Origin of the sequence: Aquabacterium humicola (assembly GCF_030167915.1) — a bacterium.
Classification (GTDB): domain Bacteria; phylum Pseudomonadota; class Gammaproteobacteria; order Burkholderiales; family Burkholderiaceae_C; genus Pseudaquabacterium; species Pseudaquabacterium humicola.
The window spans coordinates 62346-79382 of the sequence record NZ_JARGNB010000003.1; the positions used below are offsets into that span (position 1 = coordinate 62346).

General features: G+C 71.2%; 11 protein-coding genes and 2 pseudogenes. 6 read left to right on the forward strand and 7 right to left on the reverse strand.

The features are described 5' to 3' along the window. Window positions 1-151: 151 nt before the first annotated feature. Window positions 152-1525, reverse strand: a complete 1374-nt coding sequence (locus tag P1K89_RS16470; RefSeq protein ID WP_284617575.1) for an amidohydrolase family protein — start codon at window positions 1523-1525, stop codon at window positions 152-154. A 68-nt stretch (window positions 1526-1593) separates the two neighbouring features. On the opposite strand from P1K89_RS16470, the gene P1K89_RS16475 reads away from it, so the two are divergent. Then, entirely contained in the window at window positions 1594-4641 is a 3048-nt protein-coding gene (locus P1K89_RS16475) for a tetratricopeptide repeat protein (RefSeq protein WP_284617576.1), read from the forward strand. Between the two features lie 349 nt (window positions 4642-4990). Here P1K89_RS16475 and P1K89_RS16480 read toward each other — a convergent pair. The 4 genes and pseudogenes from P1K89_RS16480 to P1K89_RS16495 form a co-directional block, all read right to left on the reverse strand. Next, window positions 4991-6805, reverse strand: a pseudogene (locus P1K89_RS16480) (peptidase domain-containing ABC transporter); the annotation flags it as partial. A 65-nt stretch (window positions 6806-6870) separates the two neighbouring features. After that, window positions 6871-8913: a type 2 lanthipeptide synthetase LanM gene (gene lanM, locus P1K89_RS16485; protein ID WP_284617577.1), complete on the reverse strand. Its 2043-nt coding sequence runs from the start codon at window positions 8911-8913 to the stop codon at window positions 6871-6873. A gap of 66 nt (window positions 8914-8979) precedes the next feature. Continuing rightward, a complete protein-coding gene (locus P1K89_RS16490) occupies window positions 8980-9258 on the reverse strand; it encodes a hypothetical protein (RefSeq protein ID WP_284617578.1) in 279 nt (92 codons plus the stop codon). 457 nt (window positions 9259-9715) lie between these two features. Next, complete coding sequence (locus tag P1K89_RS16495) at window positions 9716-10078, reverse strand: response regulator transcription factor (RefSeq protein ID WP_284617579.1); 363 nt, start codon at window positions 10076-10078, stop codon at window positions 9716-9718. A gap of 133 nt (window positions 10079-10211) precedes the next feature. Between P1K89_RS16495 and P1K89_RS16500 the strand changes: the two genes are divergently transcribed. Continuing rightward, window positions 10212-10640, forward strand: coding sequence for a hypothetical protein (locus P1K89_RS16500; RefSeq protein WP_284617580.1), 429 nt, complete (start codon window positions 10212-10214; stop codon window positions 10638-10640). 13 nt (window positions 10641-10653) lie between these two features. On the opposite strand, the pseudogene P1K89_RS16505 reads toward P1K89_RS16500, so the two are convergent. After that, window positions 10654-10980 (reverse strand): annotated as a pseudogene (locus tag P1K89_RS16505) (GNAT family N-acetyltransferase); the annotation flags it as partial. Window positions 10981-11176: 196 nt separating this feature from the next. On the opposite strand from P1K89_RS16505, the gene P1K89_RS16510 reads away from it, so the two are divergent. Beyond that, a complete protein-coding gene (locus P1K89_RS16510; protein ID WP_284617581.1) occupies window positions 11177-11785 on the forward strand; it encodes a hypothetical protein in 609 nt (202 codons plus the stop codon). A gap of 53 nt (window positions 11786-11838) precedes the next feature. After that, window positions 11839-13575, forward strand: a complete 1737-nt coding sequence (locus P1K89_RS16515; RefSeq protein ID WP_284617582.1) for an adenylate/guanylate cyclase domain-containing protein — start codon at window positions 11839-11841, stop codon at window positions 13573-13575. Window positions 13576-13593: 18 nt separating this feature from the next. Here P1K89_RS16515 and P1K89_RS16520 read toward each other — a convergent pair whose 3' ends face one another. Next, on the reverse strand, window positions 13594-14736 hold the full coding sequence (locus P1K89_RS16520) for a trypsin-like serine peptidase (protein ID WP_284617583.1): 1143 nt from the start codon (window positions 14734-14736) through the stop codon (window positions 13594-13596). Between the two features lie 207 nt (window positions 14737-14943). Between P1K89_RS16520 and P1K89_RS16525 the strand changes: the two genes are divergently transcribed. After that, window positions 14944-15159: a SlyX family protein gene (locus P1K89_RS16525; protein ID WP_284617584.1), complete on the forward strand. Its 216-nt coding sequence runs from the start codon at window positions 14944-14946 to the stop codon at window positions 15157-15159. A gap of 271 nt (window positions 15160-15430) precedes the next feature. Next, on the forward strand, window positions 15431-16957 hold the full coding sequence (locus tag P1K89_RS16530) for an ankyrin repeat domain-containing protein (protein ID WP_284617585.1): 1527 nt from the start codon (window positions 15431-15433) through the stop codon (window positions 16955-16957). Window positions 16958-17037: the final 80 nt, after the last annotated feature.

Below are 17037 nucleotides of genomic sequence, written 5' to 3' on the forward strand. Positions count from 1 at the left end.
GTCGCGCCGGCTTGCCGGAGGGGATCTCGGGTGAGGACCGGGCGTGAGTCACTGTCGCCCGGGACCGTTGGACCCAGCGTTGAACCCACCGTTGGAGCGCACGGGATCGGGCGTGCGCCCAACGAAGGTCGGGCTTCGGGGCGGCGGCCCCTCAGCCGGCAGGATCGAACACCCTGAGGAACTCGCGCCGCGTCTTCGGCCCGTACGTCCTGAAGTGCGGATCGGGCTTCTCCAGGTAGGCCGCGCGCTGGTGGGCGACCGCGTCGCGCGCCGTGTAGCGCTTCACGTCCGTCGGCGTCAGGCCGTACACGTTCGCGGCGTTGAGGCCGAAGATCCTGGCCCGCAGCGCCGGCGTGATCTCGGGATACCCATGCTGCTCGCGCAATTCCGGCGAGATCTGGAACGCGCGGAAGGCCTGGATCTGGTCCTGTGGCGAGCCGTACCAGATCGAGTCGGTGCCCCACAGCACGTTGTTCTCGCCGCACGCCACGATGAGTTTGCCCAGGGCGTGAGCGGCCTGCTCGGGGTCGCGCATCAGGAAGCGCCAGGTGCTGCCCAGTTCCGCGTAGACGTTGCTGTTCGGCTTGACCTGGTGCTCGCGCAGGGACGTGATCAGCGTGTCGATGCCGTCGCGCTTGCCGCTCGCGTCATAGGCCCTTTCGGTCACCGTGCTGACGAATCCGGAGTGGTAGATCAGGAAGTTCACGTCCGGATAGCGCCTGGCGACGATGCCGATGTCGCTGCACTGGCTGTGCTCGTACGAGCGTGGTCCGAACGGCAGCCCCTTGTGGATGCAGATGTTCCGAACGCCCAGCGCGCGCGCCTTCTCGATGAATCGAATGCCGACGTCGTCGTGCAGGAAGTAGCCCTTGCCGCCCGGGCCGTACTGCGTGTAGGTCTTCCAGGCGCTGATGCCCCAGCGCTGGTGCAACTCGTCCATGCCTTCGAGGTCTCCGGGCTGGTTCGGGTTGACGCGCCCGTGCAGCAGCAGCCGGTGCGTGCCCTCCAGCTTGTCCACCAGGCGGCGGACTTGATCGGCGGCCTGGATCGTCACCGGTTCCGCGTCACGGGCGGAGGGGACGAAGGACAGCACCATCACGTCGGTGTCGCTGTCCATGAACACGTCCTTGAGAAAGACGTCCGCGTTCTTCGGATGGCCCTTCGGCGTGCCGATGAAATGCCCCTGGACATCGAGGATGAACTCCTCCCTGGGCGGCCCGACCTGCGCCCGTGCCAGCTGCATGTCCAGCGCGGCATCGGGGGCCAGCTCGAAGAAGCCGCCGGTTCTTCCGGCAGCGGCGTTGGCCGCGTTGAACGCCAGCAGCGTGCTTGCCGCGCCGCACGACGAGGTCAGGAACGCGCGCTTGGAGCACCCCAGGCGCCTGGCATTGATTGCGGCGGCTTCGTGCGCCAGGCGGTTGGCTTCGACGTTCGCCGGCCACAGCGGCACCGGCGCGAACTCGCCGTTCGAGGTGCTGTCCAGCTTGATGGGCAGTCGCTGGCCTTCGGGGTCGCTGTCGCGCATGGTGTCCCCCTTTGCGATCCTGGAGTGTGGCACCCCGACGCAAGGGTCGCGAGGCTTACCATGAGGCCGTGGATCCGATTCCGCGAGCCCTCCTGCTGATCGATGTCGTCGGCAGCACCTCGCTGTCGCAGGCGTTGGGCGACGTGCGCATGGCCCAGGTGTGGGCGGCGCATGACCGGCTGGCCCGCGACCTTCTGGTGGCGCATGACGGCACCGAGATCGACAAGACCGACGGCTTCCTGCTGATCTTCGAGAACGCCCGCGACGCCGCCGCCTATGCCCTGGCCTACCACCGGGCGACAGCGGGCCTCGAGCCGCCTCTGCGGGCGCGCGCCGGTCTTCATGTGGGCGACGTCATCCTCACCCGGAATCCGGCGGCCGATGTCGCGCGCGGCGCGAAACCGCTGGAAGTGGATGGCCTGGCCAAGCCCATGACCGCGCGCATCATGGCGCTGGCCATCGGTGGGCAGACGCTGCTGAGCAAGGCGGCGCATGCCGCACTGGCGCCTGCGGGCGACCTGGGGTGCGTTCGCAGCCATGGCCACTACCGGCTCAAAGGCATCGACGAACCGGTGGAACTGCTCGAACTCGGCGTGCCGGGCGAATCGCCGTTCACGCCGCCGCCCGACGCAGAGCTGTCCTACCGCGTGATTCCCTGGCAGGACGCCTGGCGGCCGGCCCGGGACATCCCGCACGCGCTTCCCGCCGAACGCGACGAGTTCATCGGACGCAGCAAGGACCTGCAGGCGCTGGCCGGGCGACTCGACGCCGGCGAGCGGCTCGTGACGGTGCTGGGCATGGGGGGGTCGGGCAAGACGCGCCTGGTCCGCCGCTACGGCCGGGTGTGGCTGGGCGACTGGCCCGGCGGCGTCTACTTCTGCGACCTCTCGGAGGCACGCAGCGCTGCCGGCATCGCCTACGCGGTGGCCGCCGCGCTCGATGTGCCCCTCGGCACCGTTGACCCGGTCGTGCAGCTCGCCGGCGTCATCGCCGGCCGCGGGAAATGCCTGCTGCTGCTCGACAACTTCGAGCAGGTCAGCGCGCATGCGGCCGCCACGCTGACACCGTGGCTGGAGCGGGCACCGCAGGCCCGCTTCGTGGTGACGAGCCGCGAAGTGCTGGCGCTGCCCGCCGAGCACGTCATGCCGCTGGAGCCGCTGGACATCCGCGGTGCCGGCGTCGAGTTGTTCGCCGTGCGGGCGCGCTCACGCAAGGCCGACTTCGAGCTGACGGCATCGAACCGGCCCGTCATCGAGGACATCGTCGCGCTGCTCGACGGCTTGCCGCTGGCCATCGAACTGGCGGCGGCCAGGGTGGTGGCGCTGGCACCCCGCCAACTGCTCGAGCGCCTGAAAGACCGCTTCCAGCTCCTCGTCGGAGCGCGCGGCGCGCCGGCTCGCCAGGCGACCTTGCGCGCGACGATCGACTGGTCGTGGGCGCTGCTCGCACCGTGGGAGCAGGCGGCGCTCGCGCAGGCGTCGGTGTTCGTCGGTGGCTTCACGCTCGAGGCGGCCGAGCACGTGCTCGATCTCTCGGCGTGGCAGCAGGCGCCACTGGTGGTCGACGTGGTGCAGTCGCTGGTGGAGCGCAGCCTGCTGCGCGTGCTGTCGTCCGGCACGGGTCAGCGTCTGGAAAGCGACGAGCCGCGCTTCGGGATGTACGTCAGCATCCAGGCCTACGCGGCCGAGAAGCTGGGCACGATGGGCGCCGCACCCAGCCCCGGCGAGACCGACGTGGCCGCCGGCGCCGCAGCGCGGCACGGGCGGTACTTCGCTCGATTCGGAACCGTCGAGGCCCTCGACGCGCTGAGAGCGCACGGAGGCGCCGCGCGCGCGCGAGCCATGGCGGGTGAGGTCGACAACCTGGTCGCCGCGTGCCGGCGCGCTGTCGACCGCGCCGACGGCGCCGTGGCCGTGCCCTGCCTGTCCGCCACGCTGGCGGTGCTGACCCGCCGAGGCCCCTATCGCGTGGGCGTGGAGTTGGGCCGCAAGGTCTTGGCACTCGACACGCTTCGGGCCGCCGACAGGGGGTCGGCCGCCTTCCTGCTGGGGGCGATGCTGCGACTCACCGGTGGCAACGACGAGGCGCTTGGCTTTCACGAACAAGGCCTCGCACTTCGACGCGAAATCGGTGACCGCCGCGCCCAAGGTCGATCACTTTATGCACTCGGAGAAACCTACCGAGCCCTCGGCCGCAGGGAACAGCTGCTGCAAACCCTGGAAGACGCCCTGTCAGCCGCTCGAGAAACGGGCGACTGCTTCATCGAGGCCATGTGTCTGAACGCGATGGCGAACAGCGCCAACAGCGACGGCCGTATGGACGAGGCCTGGCGCCTGTATTCGATGGCGCTGGCGTGCTGTCGCCAGCACGGCATGCGAACCGTCGAGGGAAACGTGCTCTGCAACATGGGCATCCAGCGGCGCGTGCTGGGTCATGGCGCCGAAGCGCAGGCGTACTTCGGCGAGGCCATCGAGATCGCGCGCGAGTGGGGCGATCGCCGAGCCGAGGGCCACGTGCTCGGCGACCGAGGCGCGATTCATCTGCAGCACGAGCGGCTGGCGGAGGCCTCGGCCGACTTCCAGGCGGCGTTGGCCATTGCGCTGGACACCGGCGACACCCTCTTCGAGGTGAACGTCCGCCAGATGCTCGGCGAGTTCCACGAGCACCGGGGTGAGCCGGTCGAGGCGCTGGGCCACTACGAGCGGGCGCTGGCACGATCGCGCGAGTGCGGGTATCGCATCGAAGAAGGGCGCTCGCTGGCCCGGTGGGCACACGTGCAAACCGGGCAGAGCGGGCAGGGTGCATTGACCCAGGCGCGCCAGGCGCTCGTCGAGGCCGAGGCCATCCTGCGCGAAGCGAACGACCCGATGGGGATGGCGACCTTGCATTGCTTCTTCGCCGACTGCGAGCACGCCGCCGGCGAGCTGACCGCGGCGCGGCGGCATCTGCAGGCGGCGGAAGGATTGGCGGTGAATCTGGGCGCGGGGGCGGAGAGCGAACTGGGGCGGTACGTGGCGAGGCTGCGGTCGACCCTGGGCGGCTCGGGCGAGGGAGCGGGCGTTCGGCCCGCACGATCGCGATCCAATCCGCCGCCGGCCGCAGACGCCCGTCCCTGATCCGCGTCGCCGAGCGGCTGCGGTCCGGGTTGCTCCGGAACTCCACCATGCCGTGATCCGGGTCGAGGAAGACGTACGCATCGAACGAAGCGCCGGCCCGAGGTGATGAGCTTGCGCCGCCGCTCGGCTGGCGTGCCTGTGCGGGAACGTCGCCGGGCGGGGCCGGGCCCAGCACGATCACCCTGTCCGCCGATGCGATGGTCTCCGCCCGGTGGGCGACGATGACACGGGTGATGCCGAGCGCACGCACGGCATCGTTGACGCGGCGTTCGCAGTCGGCATCGAGGTGGCTGGTGGCTTCGTCAAGCAGCAGCATCTGCGGCCGGCGATAGAGCGCACGGGCCAGCAGGATGCGCTGCTTCTGCCCGCCCGACAGCACCGACCCCATGTCGCCGACGAGCGTGGCATAGCCCATCGGCATCGCGGCGATGTCCTCGTGCACGGCCGCGGCGCGCGCGCAGGCCTGCACCCATTCGGTGTCCGGCTGCGCATCGAAGAGCGCGATGTTCGCGGCGATGCTGCCGGCGAACAGCGTATCGTCCTGCATCACGCTGGCGACGGCGGCGCGGTAGCTATCCAGCCCGATCTCGTCCAGCGTGCGGCCACCGCAGGTGAGGCGGCCCGCGGTCGGGCACAACAGGCCGAGCATCAGCTTGACCAGCGTGGTCTTGCCGCAGCCCGAGGGACCGACGAGGGCCACCGATTCGCCGACCTCGATGTGCAGGCTGACGTCGTGCAGCACGTCGCGCTCGCCAGGCGCCCAGCGGAAGCTCACCCCGTCGAGCCGCAGTTCGCCGAGCGTGGCCACGTGGGTCGCCGCCGGCTCCGTCGCGGCCGCGGGCGCGCCTGGCTCGGGTGTACTGGCCAGCACGTCGGCGACGCGGTCGGCGTGCAGGCCGAGCAGGCGCAGGTCCAGCAGCTTGTCGGTCAACGCGGCGGCGCGCTGCACGAACTGGGTCTTGTAGGCCAGGAAGGCCACCAGCATGCCGATGCTGAAACCGTCGCCGTCGAGCACCAGCAGCGCGCCCAGGCCGACGCTGGCCGCTGCTTCCAGCCCCAGCAGCAGGCCCTGGGCGCCCTGCAGGGCCAGCGCCAGGCGCTGTGCACGCAGGCCGGCATCGATCTGCGCCTGCAGCCGCGCGTCGAACTCGTCGGCGCGGCGCGGCTGGGCATTGAACAGCTTGACGCACTGCACGCCGCGTACCGACTCCAGGAAGTGGCTCTGCTGGCGCGCCTGCAGCACCAGCTGCTGCTCCACCGCCTCGCGCTGGCGCCGGTGCACCAGCACGCGCACGGTCGCCTGACCGGCCACCGCGGCCAGTGCCAGCAGCGCCAGCGGGGGGCTGTAGACGACCATCATCGCCAGCGTCAGCAGCGCCAGCGCACCGTCGACCACCGCTTCGGGCGCGCTGGTGGTCAGGCTGTTCTGCAGGTGCTCCAGCGACTCCAGCCGCGAGGCCACGTCGCCCAACCAGCGCTTTTCGAACCACGCCATCGGCAGCGCGAGCAGGTGGCGGAACAGCCGCGACGACATCTGCTGCCGCAACCGCGCGCCCAGCTGCGCCAGCAGCCAGCCGCGCAGCGCGGCCGTCACCACCTGCAGCAGCACGATCCCCGCGAACGCCGCTGCCAGCACGAGCACCAGCTGCTGGTCCTGGCCGTTCAGCGCGCGGTCCACGGTCCACTGCATCTGCAGCGGCAGCACCAGCGCCCACAGCTGCAGCAGCAGCGCCAGGCCCAGCACGCGCAGTGCGCTGCCGGCATGCGTGCGCAGATCGCCGGTCATGGCACGCAAAGGCAGTGGCCGTTGCAGGCGCAGCGGCACGAAGTCCGGCCGCGGCGCCAGCTCCAGCGCCACGCCGCTGAAGTGCCGGGCCAGCTCGTCGAGGCGGAGGCTGCGCCGTCCCATCGCCGGGTCCAGCAGCTGCACCCGCGTGCCGCGCACCTGCGTCAGCACGACGAAGTGGTCGTCGTCCCAGTGCAGCACGCAGGGCAGGCGCAGGCCGGCCAGGTGGGCCTGCCCCAGCTTCAGCGCGCGCGGCTGCAGCGCCAGCTGCTCGGCGATGCGCAGCAGGTCGGCCAGCGTCGAGCCGCGCAGTGACACGGCCCAGCGCTCGCGCGCCGACGGCAGATCGATGTCGTGGCCGTGGTGGCCCGCCACCATCAGCAAGCAGGCCAGCCCGCACTCGGCCGACTCGGCCTGCAGGATCAGCGGTGTGCGACGGTGGCTCACGGTGCCACCGACCGCGCCGGTCGCGCCTGTTGCGCGGGCTGCGCGCGCCGGGCCCGGCTGGCCGCCAGGCTGGCCGCGATGGTCTGCTGCTGGCGCGCCAGGTCCTCTTCTCCGCAGGCGTCGAGCTGCGCCATCACGTCGTTCCAGGACGCGCCCTGCAGCACCGCGGGCACGCAGCCGCCGGCGCCATCGTGCAGGCCGAGCGCGTCGGTGCGGCTGGCGAAGTACGGCACGTCCAGCTGGCCGAGGGCCGACTGCTCGCAGGTCAGCAGCGGCCAGGCCGCGCTGCGGCGACCGGCGCGCAGGAAGACGCAGCTCAGCCGTTCGAGCTCGATCGAGAAGTCCGCGCCGTTGCGCAGCGCCGCCGGCTGCAGCAGGTGGGCCTGCAACCCGGCATAGACAGCGGTGTCGCGGAACACATGCCTTACCGGCAAGCCGCGCCAGGCGGCCAGCGGGCCTTCGGGGGCGCGCAGCACCTCGCGCTGACGGACGACGAAGCGGTACAGGGTGTCGAAGCCGGCCCGCAGCTCGGGCTCGAAATCCTCGGGCGGCAGGCGAAGGTCGTCTCCGCAGCGGGGCGTGTGGTGCTGCGCCTGCAGCGGCTGCTGCGCGGGCACGCCCGGCCGCCGGTGCATCGCATCGGTGTTGAGGCCGATCCATCCGGGCTGCGCCTCGTCGGCTTCGTCGGACCCCGTCAGGCCGCTGACGTCGGCGCGGGCGGGCAACGAGCCCGGCTCCGCATCGAGTTCGGGCAGCAGGCCGGTGCGCAGCACGCCCTCGGCCGCGCGGGCCGATTGTTCGAAGTCCAGGTCGGGGCGCAGCTCCGGGTGGCACAGCGTCTCGGTGTCGACCAGCACTGGCTGCTCGCCATCGGCGATCAGGTTCTCGAGGTGCGCATCCGTGCCGCGCAGCAGGTGCAGCAGGGCCAGCAGCTGGCCGGCCCGGCGGTAGAAGCGAGCCACCGCGGCGCGATCGTCGCAGGGTCGGTTCGGCACGAAGGCGCACCAGCCGTAGCGGCCTTGGTCGAGCACCGCGACCGTCTCCATCGCCAGCAGGCCGTGGCGGGCGTTGCACCAGTCGAGCAGCTGGTTCCAGGCGACGTCCAGCGCCAGGCTCCGGGGCTTGTAGACCAGCCGCAGGCCGTTGTCGAACTTCAGCAGCACGGTGCCGCGCCCCCCGCCATGGGCGTCGGACTGCGCGGCGCGCAGTGCCACCACCGGTCCGATCGGGCGGCCGCCGGCCGCGAAGCAGGCCTGCAGCAGGTCGCTGTCCTCGACCAGGCGCCCCATCAGCTCGGCGGTGGTTTCGACCCACTGGTCGATCGCCGTCGCCAGCAGGCGGCCCAGCACCGGGTAGCGGTGCAGCAGGCCGGCACCGCCGTCCTGCAGGATTGCCGCGACGAAACGCCGGTAGCGCAACGCACCGGCGTGCGGATCGAGCGGCCCGAAGCGCCGCAGCCAGCGCTCGCCGGCGGGCAGCGTGGCCTCGAACTCATGCTGCAGCGTCGGCGCGGCCACTTCCGCCAGCCGATGAAGCAGCGCGCGCGCCAGCTGATCGAGGGCCACGCCGGACAGCGGGTCGCGCCCGGGGCCGATGCGCGTCACGGCCGCGTGCTGGCGCAGCCGGCCGCGCGCCAGGCTCACCAGCGGCAGCAGCAGCGGGGCGAACGGCACGGCGGCCGCGGCATCGTCCGCCGGCTCGGACTGCCGCCAGGCCAGCGACAACGCGGCCAGCGTGCGCGCCCAGGCGGGCAAGGCTGCCCAAGGTGCTGGTCCATGCTCGCTCAGCAGCGTGGCCGCCCGCGGTTCATCGAGGCTGTCCCAGGCCAGGCGCAGGCGAAGGGCTTCGGCCGGGGCCAGCTGCGACGCGGCCAGCCGCTGCTGCCAGACCTGCAGGCGATGCTGCACGGCGGCTTCGTCGCGGCGGTCGATGCCGTCAGGTGCGGCGCTCGCGCGCTCCCATAGGTAGCTTGCTCGCCGGGCCAGCTCGTCGACCGGCAGTGCCGGCCGCTGGCGACGCGGGACGTGACGAGGGAACATGCGGCGGCCTCCTGGCAGACACGGCTGAAGGGCCGCGGGCGTTGGCAGCGGCGGCCCGAGAACGCGTCAGAAAGGCGCGGATTGCTCGTCGCTCGGGCTGACCCAGCGGATGGTCTTGCGAGTCTTCGTGCCGCCGCTCACCGCCAGCAGCTCGGCGGCGGAGAGCTCGCGCGGCCGGCCGGGGTCGTCCGTCAGGGCCTGGCGCGCAGCGTCGTGGCTCAGCCGGTGGCCCCGTGCGGCGGCCGTGTCGACCAGTGCGGCGACGGCGTCGCCGACGGAGCGCATCTGCATCAGGCGGCGCGCCAGCAGGGGGTCCGTCAGCAGGGATTCGATGGTGCTGTTCATCATGGGTCCTTTGCGGAAACGAAGATCCGGGACGTCCCCGGGGCCACGGGCCCTCGCTGTGTCGCGGGCGGGCCCGATTCGGAAGCCGCGGCCTCGATGGCCCGCGACGCCTGCAAGAGGCTAGGCGAGCGGGCAGCGCCCGTCATGAGCCGGCGCTACCAGGGGCGGCAGCTTGTTCGCGCGCGTCGCGAAGTCAGGTGGTACGGGAGTACCAGACGCGGGCGCATGCAACCTGGTCAGAACATCGCGCTGATCACGCCGAACGACATCGCCGGGGCGACGAGGCCGAAGCACAGGACGAAGGCGGCGGTGCACAGGTTGTCGAAGAAGGTGTTCATGGCGGGCTCCTGCTGCTGTTGCTGTTGCCGGTACGACAGTCGCGCCGGTCTGAGAACAATGTAGGCAGCGGGTCCGCTACTTCCGAGACGAAGACTGCAAAGGCCGGCAGTGCGGTTTGTCACCATGCGCCGCGGCCGTAGCCGGCCTGGCGGGCCTGCACGATGGCCTGGGCTCGGCGCGTGACGCCGAGCTTGGCGAAGATGCGCGCAACGTGGTTGCGCAGCGTGTGCGGGCTGATGCCGAGTTCGCTGCTGATCTGGCCGTTCGACTGGCCCCGTGCGATCAACTCCAGCACCTCGCGCTCGCGCGGGGATGACTGCGGCCTGTCGGTCGACGCGCTGGCCACGTGCCGGATCAGGAGCAGCCAGTTGGCAACGTTGGCGGCAGCGAAGGCCGTGCATGCCAGCGCGATCAGGCGATAGGCGAATGCCCGCCCGCGCTGCGGGTCGCCGAACCGTCGCAGAGTCCGTGCTGCCGCCATGCGGCGAGCACGCTGCGGCAGCTCAGGCCCCACTCGTCGACCGACGGACCCTCGACCAGGCTGCCGAAGTGCCTGAGCATCTGGAAGCTCGCTTCGGCACGCCGCCGAGGCCTTGCGAACCGGACTCGAACTCGTGAGGCTGCTCGAAGGCAACCGTCACCGCGGCCGCCTGACCATCGCGCGCACGAACCTCATGCAGGCCTGGCTCGCCAGCGACGAGCCGGCGCAGGCGCGCGCGCTGGCGCTCATCGGTTGGCCGGAGGCGGCGGCCTACGCGAGCCGGGCGTCGTGGGCCGACGGCCTGTCGCTGCTGGCGGCGATGGAGCACCGCCCGCGTGCCAGCGCGATGCTGCGCGGTTATGCCGACGCCCCATATGCCGCCACGCAGAACACGCGCCAGGTCGCCGAAAGCATCACGGTGGAGCGCGCCGAACAGCTGGCGCGCCAATCGCTCGCCGCGGGCGAGTTCAAGCGCCTGAAGGCCGAAGGCGCGCTGCTGCGCGATGCGGACATCGCGGCGATCGCGTTCGGCGAGCGCGACGAGGGCACGCCGGCCTCCTGAGCGCGCCAGACGCTCAGCGCGCCGCGGCCCATTCCCGGTCCAGCCACCGGCCGAGCCAGTGGCCGATGGCCCGCCTGCGCCGGGCCGGCCGCTCGTCCACGGCGCGCTCCCAGCGCTCGACGCCCGCCTCGGCATCGCACGGCGAGGCCAGGGCGAATCCGTGCCGGCGCATGAAGCCGGCCATGCGCAGGTTCCCGGCCAGCACGTTACCGTACAGCCAGCCCAGGCCCGCCGCGCGCGCCGCTTCCAGCAGCTGTTGCATCAGCTCGTCGGCGACGCCCCGGACGCGGCAGGCATCGCTGACGCAGATCGCGAATTCCGCGGCGTCACCTCGGACGTGACGGCCGGGCCGCGCCCTGCTGCCCGCTACCTGCTTCCTTGACCGTCATTTGCAAGCCGCCCACAATCGTTCGGCGCCGGCTGGGACCGAACACCAAGACAGTGCCTGTGGCCTCTCGGCTGGTGATTGCCCAGACGCTGCTGAAGGACGCGTCCGCAGCAGCGGCACCGCATTCACGGCTCTAAGGACGCAGACCATGTCCCTCAAGACCGTCGTTCGCGTTGGTGCGCGGTGCGCAGTACCGCTGTTGCTGGCCCTCGCGGCGCCGGGCATCCGAGCGCAGCAAGTGGCCATCGTGATCGACGTGGCGGGTAAAGCCGAGGTCGAGGAGAAGTCGGGCCGGCACCACCTCAGGCTGCTCGAGTCGCTGCCCGCCGGGACCCGCCTGAGCATCGGCCAGGCTTCGAAGGTGGACCTGCTCTATGTGAAGACGGGTGCCCAGTTCTCCGCCTCGGGTCCCAGCCTGGTGGAGTTGGCGCAGTCCGAGGTGACAGGCATCATCGGAACGATGCCGGTGCGGCAGCCGATCGCCGAAGGATCCGAACTGCGACTCAGGCGCGACAGAGTCGTTCAGGGCGGCATCGTGCTGAGAAGCCCGGACCCGCCCGCAGCCGCGTCGGTGGCCGCGCCGAAACCCTCCGAGCTGCAGCGGCGCAGGCCGCCAAAGGGCGCGCCCTTTGCGCGCCGCGTGGCCTATGCGCTCTGGCTCGAAGACGTCGGTGCACAGGCCGAAGCACGCGAGGCTTGGCGGCTCCTGGCGAAGGAGCGCCCTTCGGACGAAAGCATCGCCAGGCGCGCGCGGTGAGCCGGCGATGGCTGCCCGCCGCCGGCGTTGAGCGCCGTCGATGGATAGTCGTGTTGCTGACCCTGCTGTCGGGCATGGTGATGCCGCTGCTGCCGTGGATGGAAGAGGGCGATCTGCGTTTGCTCGATGCACAGTTCGAAGCCCTGCGCCGCCAGCGGCATGCGACAGCGGACGACGCGATTGCCGTCATCACCATCGATGAGCCGACCCTTGCGGCCATCGCCGAGCCCTTGCCCCTGGTGCACGCCCGCTTGGGCAAGGTGCTGGCCGGGCTGGCCAACGCCGGCGCGCGGGCCGTGGCGCTGGATGTCATCCTGCCCGAGCGCAGCTTCGACGCCCTGCTGCCGGGCAACGACCACGATCTGATCGTCGGCATGCTCGCGGTGCGGCGCGCCGGTGTGCTCGTGCTCGCCCGCACCGTGGATGAAGCTGGCCGCCCGCGTCCGCTTCACGCACCTTTCCTCGCGGCCGCCGGACCGGACGGCACGGGCCTGGCGCTGCTGCCGGTGGACCGCGACGGCGTCGTGCGCCGATTCGACGAAAAGCTGGCTGAAGATGGCAGCGCGGTTCCGACGCTCGTGGGCACGATCGCACGACGGCTCGGCATGAAGCCCGACGCCGGGTTGATGGACTTCTCGCGCCGGGCGTCGATCCCGGTTGTCTCGCTGAAGCAGGTGCTCGATGCCCTGAGTCTCGGCAATATCGCGGAAATGCAGCGTCAGTTCGGCGGACGCATCGTGTTCATCGGCACGGCGCTGCCCTTCGTCGACCGGCATCGGATCCCGCTGGCGGCCATGGGTGCCGACGGGGATCGCAACGCACCTGGCGTGATGATTCACGCCTGGGCCATGCAGGCCCTGATGGACCGCAGCCTGATCCAGCGGCTGCCGCCCGCGGCGGTGGCCGTGGCAGGCCTGGCTTGCGCCTTGAGCGCGCTGCTGGCCGTCACCGGGCTGCGCGCGCTGATCACCATCCTTTCTTTCGTTGCACTGATCGTCGTTGGCTGCACGGCGCTGCTGGCGTTCGGATTCGAGGTGCCGACGCTCAGCCTGGTCGCCGTGGCGGTGGCGGCCGCGTTGGCTCGGATCGCATTCGAAACGATGGAGGAGATACTGGCGCGCAGGCGATTGCGCAGGGCGTTCGCCGGCTATGTGAGCCCGGCGGTGATGGACGAGCTCGAGGCGGGCCGGCTCGACGGCATGAGCAGCGCGCGGCGCTTCCTGTGCGTCATGTTTCTCGACGTGCGCGGCTTCACCGGGCGCTCGGAGCACGACGCCCCCGAGCAGGTGACGGCGGTGCTGAACGTGCTCTTCGAGCAGGTCACCGAGGTGATCCACCGGCATGGCGGCACGATCAAGGAGTTCATGGGCGATGGCGTCATGGCCTTGTTCGGCGCTCCGCAATCGCTGGCCGATCCGGTCGCGAGCTGCTTCGCGGCGGCGCGCGACATCGTGCGCGCGATGCCGGACATCAATCGGCAGCTGACCTGGCGCGGGCAGGCTCCGCTGGACATCGGCATCGGTGCGGCCTGCGGCGAGGCCGTCGTCGGCCACATCGGCGCTGCGGCGCGCCATGCTTACGGCGCGGTGGGCGACTGTGTCAACGTCGCTTCGCGACTCGAGGGCCTGACCAAGGATCTGGGTTACCCGCTGGTGGTCTCGGAGGACATGGCGCAGCGCCTCGGCGGCGAGGGGCTGGCGGCGCTCGGTCGGCATGCCCTCAAGGGTCACAGCGCCGTTGCCGTGTACGGTTGGCGCCCGCTCGACGCGGGCCGCCAGCCCTCCGAGTAGCCGAGGGCTTCGCCGGAATCAACAGGCCCAGGCGAAGCTCGTGCACATGTTGGACAACATGGTGCCCAGCCGCGAATCGAACACGCTGCCACCCTGGTACATCGGCCCCGTTGCGGTGGACCCGTAGGAAACCACGGAGACCAGGCGGTTGGCATTGTTCTCGCTGGGTGTCGCCGTCGACGAGGCGTAGCTTGCACGCAGGTTCAGCACCACGGCGCCGCCGCTGGAACCGCCCGACATGTCGGATCCCCACAGGCCGGTGCCGTTGGCGCCGGCGGTGGTCTGGGAGTCGATGCGGTGGTTGACGCTGCCGCTGTCGAGGTTGTTCGGATAGCCCAGCACCGTGACATGCCGGCCGACCAGAGAGGGGTACTGGTACCCCAGCCAGCCGGTGTAGTCGCCAATGCGGTAGCCGCTGCCGTTGCGGTTGAAGACGAGGAGTGCGTAATCGCCCGCATTGGGCACGCCGCCGCCGCCCGTGAACCACTGGTCGGTGGTGGTGGCCGTCGCCCAGCTGGTCCAGATGCCATACGGCGCTGCGCCGTTGCGGTAGCCGGGCGCGAACTGGAAGCTGCCATACCAGCTGCCGCTGCCCGAGGCCACGCAGTGGCCCGCGGTGACGACGATGCCGGGCTTGATCATCGTGCCGGAGCGGACCGACCACTGGCCGCTGCCGGGCACCTTCTCGAACCAGAGCTTGCCGGTGGCGCGCAGCGGGAAGCTGGTGTCGGCCTGAGCCGGATGAACCGCCGATGACGTGAAGTGCAAGCCTTGTGTGCCCACGGCGGCCGGCGCAACGAGCCCCAGCGCTTCATGCTGGGCGTCTTGCACGGGAGCGGGCTCGGCCACGCGCACCGCCAGGCCGGTCGCATCCAGCCCGCCGGGGTGGCCCGTCTCGCTGGCCTGGGTGACCGTCCGGCCGATGGCCGCGGCGGCGTTGTAGTCGAAGGCGCTGGCAGGCAACTGCTTGAACGTCGGCATCGCGCTTTGCGCCCGCCAGTATTCCGGCTGCGAACGGGCTTGCGACAGGCTGGCCTGCCCGGCAGGCATCACCACGACGTCGAGCGACTTGGGTGGGGGCGCGGGTCGCGGGGGTACTGCGGCATGGAGCGAGCCCGCCATCAACAGCAGGGCGAAGGCGGGATGAGGCAGAGGGTGCATAGGACGGTTCCTCGACGGTGGTGGGGTGTCGCCCTTGCGCGTGGTATTCGACTCCACGCACGACGTTCGACGGGGCCAGTGTGCGAAGCCGACCCCCTTCCTGTCGTTGATGTCCAGCACTGCCGTGCCAGCGCAGATGTCACGCCGGGGAAGTGAACTGCTTCCGCGGGCAGGGACCTCGACCCGGCGTCGCGGGACAATGCGGCGATGGATCCCCACGACTTCGAGCAACGCTTGACCGACCTGGAGGTCAAGGCCACCTTCACCGAAGACGCGCTCGATCGCCTGAACGAGGTGGTCATCCGGCAGCAGCGGCAGATCGATCTGCTGATGCGCGAGCTGATGGAACTGAAGCGCCAGCCCGCGTCCGATGGCCTCGACACCTTGCGCAGCCTGCGCGACGAGTTGCCGCCGCACTACTGAACCGCCAAGCGAAGCGCCTCGTACCCGTTGTCTGTCGGGCAACTCAACCGCTGCGCACCATGTACCGCCGTAGCTGCCTGCAGCACGGCAGTGCGGCGCAGGCAGTCTTGCCGCGCTGGCCGCCGCGTGGCAGCATCGTCGCCACGGCGCGAGCAGGGCGCCGCCGGATCCGCGGAAAGGGCTGAGCCCACCTGTCGACGCATCTGTCCGTCGTTCCCACCCCTGTGCGGCCTGACCGTGCGGATCGCAGGCGCATCGCATGGAGGTTCCTATGAACGACCGCCCCACGGGCACGCGCGCGACGCTGCCCGAACACCCCGACACCGACCAGTTGCGCCGCCAGGCGCGCGAGTTGCTGCGCGCCTGGCGGTGCGGCGAGCCCAGCGCGCTGGCGCGCGCCACGCCGTACGCGCTTCCCGCACTGCCACGCCTTGCGCACGCACAGCTCGTGCTGGCGCGCGAGCTGGGTTTCGCGAGCTGGCCGAAGCTGTTGGATGAGATCGAGCACCGGCGCGCGCTGGCGCTGCACGACGAGGCCTTCGTCGAACGCGTGCTGGTACTGGCGCTGGGCCGGGGCTACGCCGCGCCCCGGCCGGCGCAGGCGCTGGCACTGCTGCAATCGCGCCCGCGGCTGCGCCACGCCGCGCTGCGGCTGGTGCAGGGCGATGCGGATGGCGTCGACCCGCGGCATGCGCTGCCGCCGTGGCATGCGCCGCCCCTGGCGCTGGTGGCGTTCTCATCGCTGGCGACTCTCGACGACGCTCAAGACGCTGCGCTCTGCGCCGCAGCCGACAGGCTGCTGGCCGCTGGCGCCGATGCCAATGCCGGCCTCATCGACCCGGCCTTCACCGAGCGCCCGCTGCCCGTGCTCTATGGCGCGGTGGCCCGCGCGCGCAGCGCCGCACTGGTGCTGCGGCTGCTGGCGGCCGGCGCCGACCCGAACGACAACGAGTCCCTGTACCACGCGGTGGAGCAGGACGATCGCCGCATCGTCGCCGCGCTGGTGGCCGCCGGGGCGCGCTGGCCAGGGACCAACGCGCTGTTCCGCCAGCTCGACTTCGAGCCTATCGCGCATCTGCAGCAGGTGCTCGAACTCGGCGCAGATGCCGACGAATTGTCATCGAGCATCGGAACGCGCCCGTTGCACCACGCCGTGTCGCGTGGCCGGTCTCTCGCTCACCTGCAACTTCTGGTGCAGCATGGCGCCGACATCGCCGCGACCGACAGCCACGGCCACACGCTGGCCTGGCACGCGGCACGCGCCGGTCGCACCGACGTGCTGACCTGGCTGGCGCCGCTGGGGCAGAAGCCGCCCGACGGCGTCGTGGACCGCTTCCTGGCCGCCTGCGCCGCGGCCGACGAATCCACAGCGCGCGCGCTGCTGGCACGGCAGCCGAACCTGATCACCAGCCTGGCGCCCTGGCAGCGCACGCTGCTGCCCGAGCAGGCGCAACGCGGCGCACTGGCTTCGGTGCAACTGATGCTGGCCTTGGGCTGGCCCGTGGACGTGCCCGGGCCGTGGCAGGCCAGTGCACTGAACCAGGCCGCGTTCCGCGGCGACTCGGCGATGGTCGCGCTGCTACTGCGCCATGGCGCGCACTGGCACGAAAGGAACGGCTATGGCGGCGACGCGCTGGGCAGTTGCCTGCACGCCGGCTGCAATGAGCCCGTACCCGGCGGCGACTACGCCGAGGTACTGCGTCTGCTGCTCGCCGACGGTGCACCGTCGCCGGAGATTGATGACCACTTGCCCGACGAGATGGCCGCCGTGGTCGAGGGCCTGGCTGACGCGCGCTGATCGCTGATCGCCGATCCGGACGTGCCGCTCGAACCCAACTGGCGCGGGGCGAGCGACGTCCAGAGCTGATCTGCCCAGCT

Excerpts from the sequence above, each read along its gene's own strand:
- P1K89_RS16470 (WP_284617575.1), bottom strand. The coding sequence starts at position 1,525 with ATGCGCGACAGCGACCCCGAAGGCCAGCGACTGCCCATCAAGCTGGAC.
- lanM (WP_284617577.1), bottom strand. The coding sequence starts at position 8,913 with ATGTTCCCTCGTCACGTCCCGCGTCGCCAGCGGCCGGCACTGCCGGTC.
- P1K89_RS16490 (WP_284617578.1), bottom strand. The coding sequence starts at position 9,258 with ATGAACAGCACCATCGAATCCCTGCTGACGGACCCCCTGCTGGCGCGC.
- P1K89_RS16495 (WP_284617579.1), bottom strand. The coding sequence starts at position 10,078 with ATGGCGGCAGCACGGACTCTGCGACGGTTCGGCGACCCGCAGCGCGGG.
- P1K89_RS16510 (WP_284617581.1), top strand. The coding sequence starts at position 11,177 with ATGTCCCTCAAGACCGTCGTTCGCGTTGGTGCGCGGTGCGCAGTACCG.
- P1K89_RS16520 (WP_284617583.1), bottom strand. The coding sequence starts at position 14,736 with ATGCACCCTCTGCCTCATCCCGCCTTCGCCCTGCTGTTGATGGCGGGC.
- P1K89_RS16525 (WP_284617584.1), top strand. The coding sequence starts at position 14,944 with ATGGATCCCCACGACTTCGAGCAACGCTTGACCGACCTGGAGGTCAAG.
- P1K89_RS16530 (WP_284617585.1), top strand. The coding sequence starts at position 15,431 with ATGAACGACCGCCCCACGGGCACGCGCGCGACGCTGCCCGAACACCCC.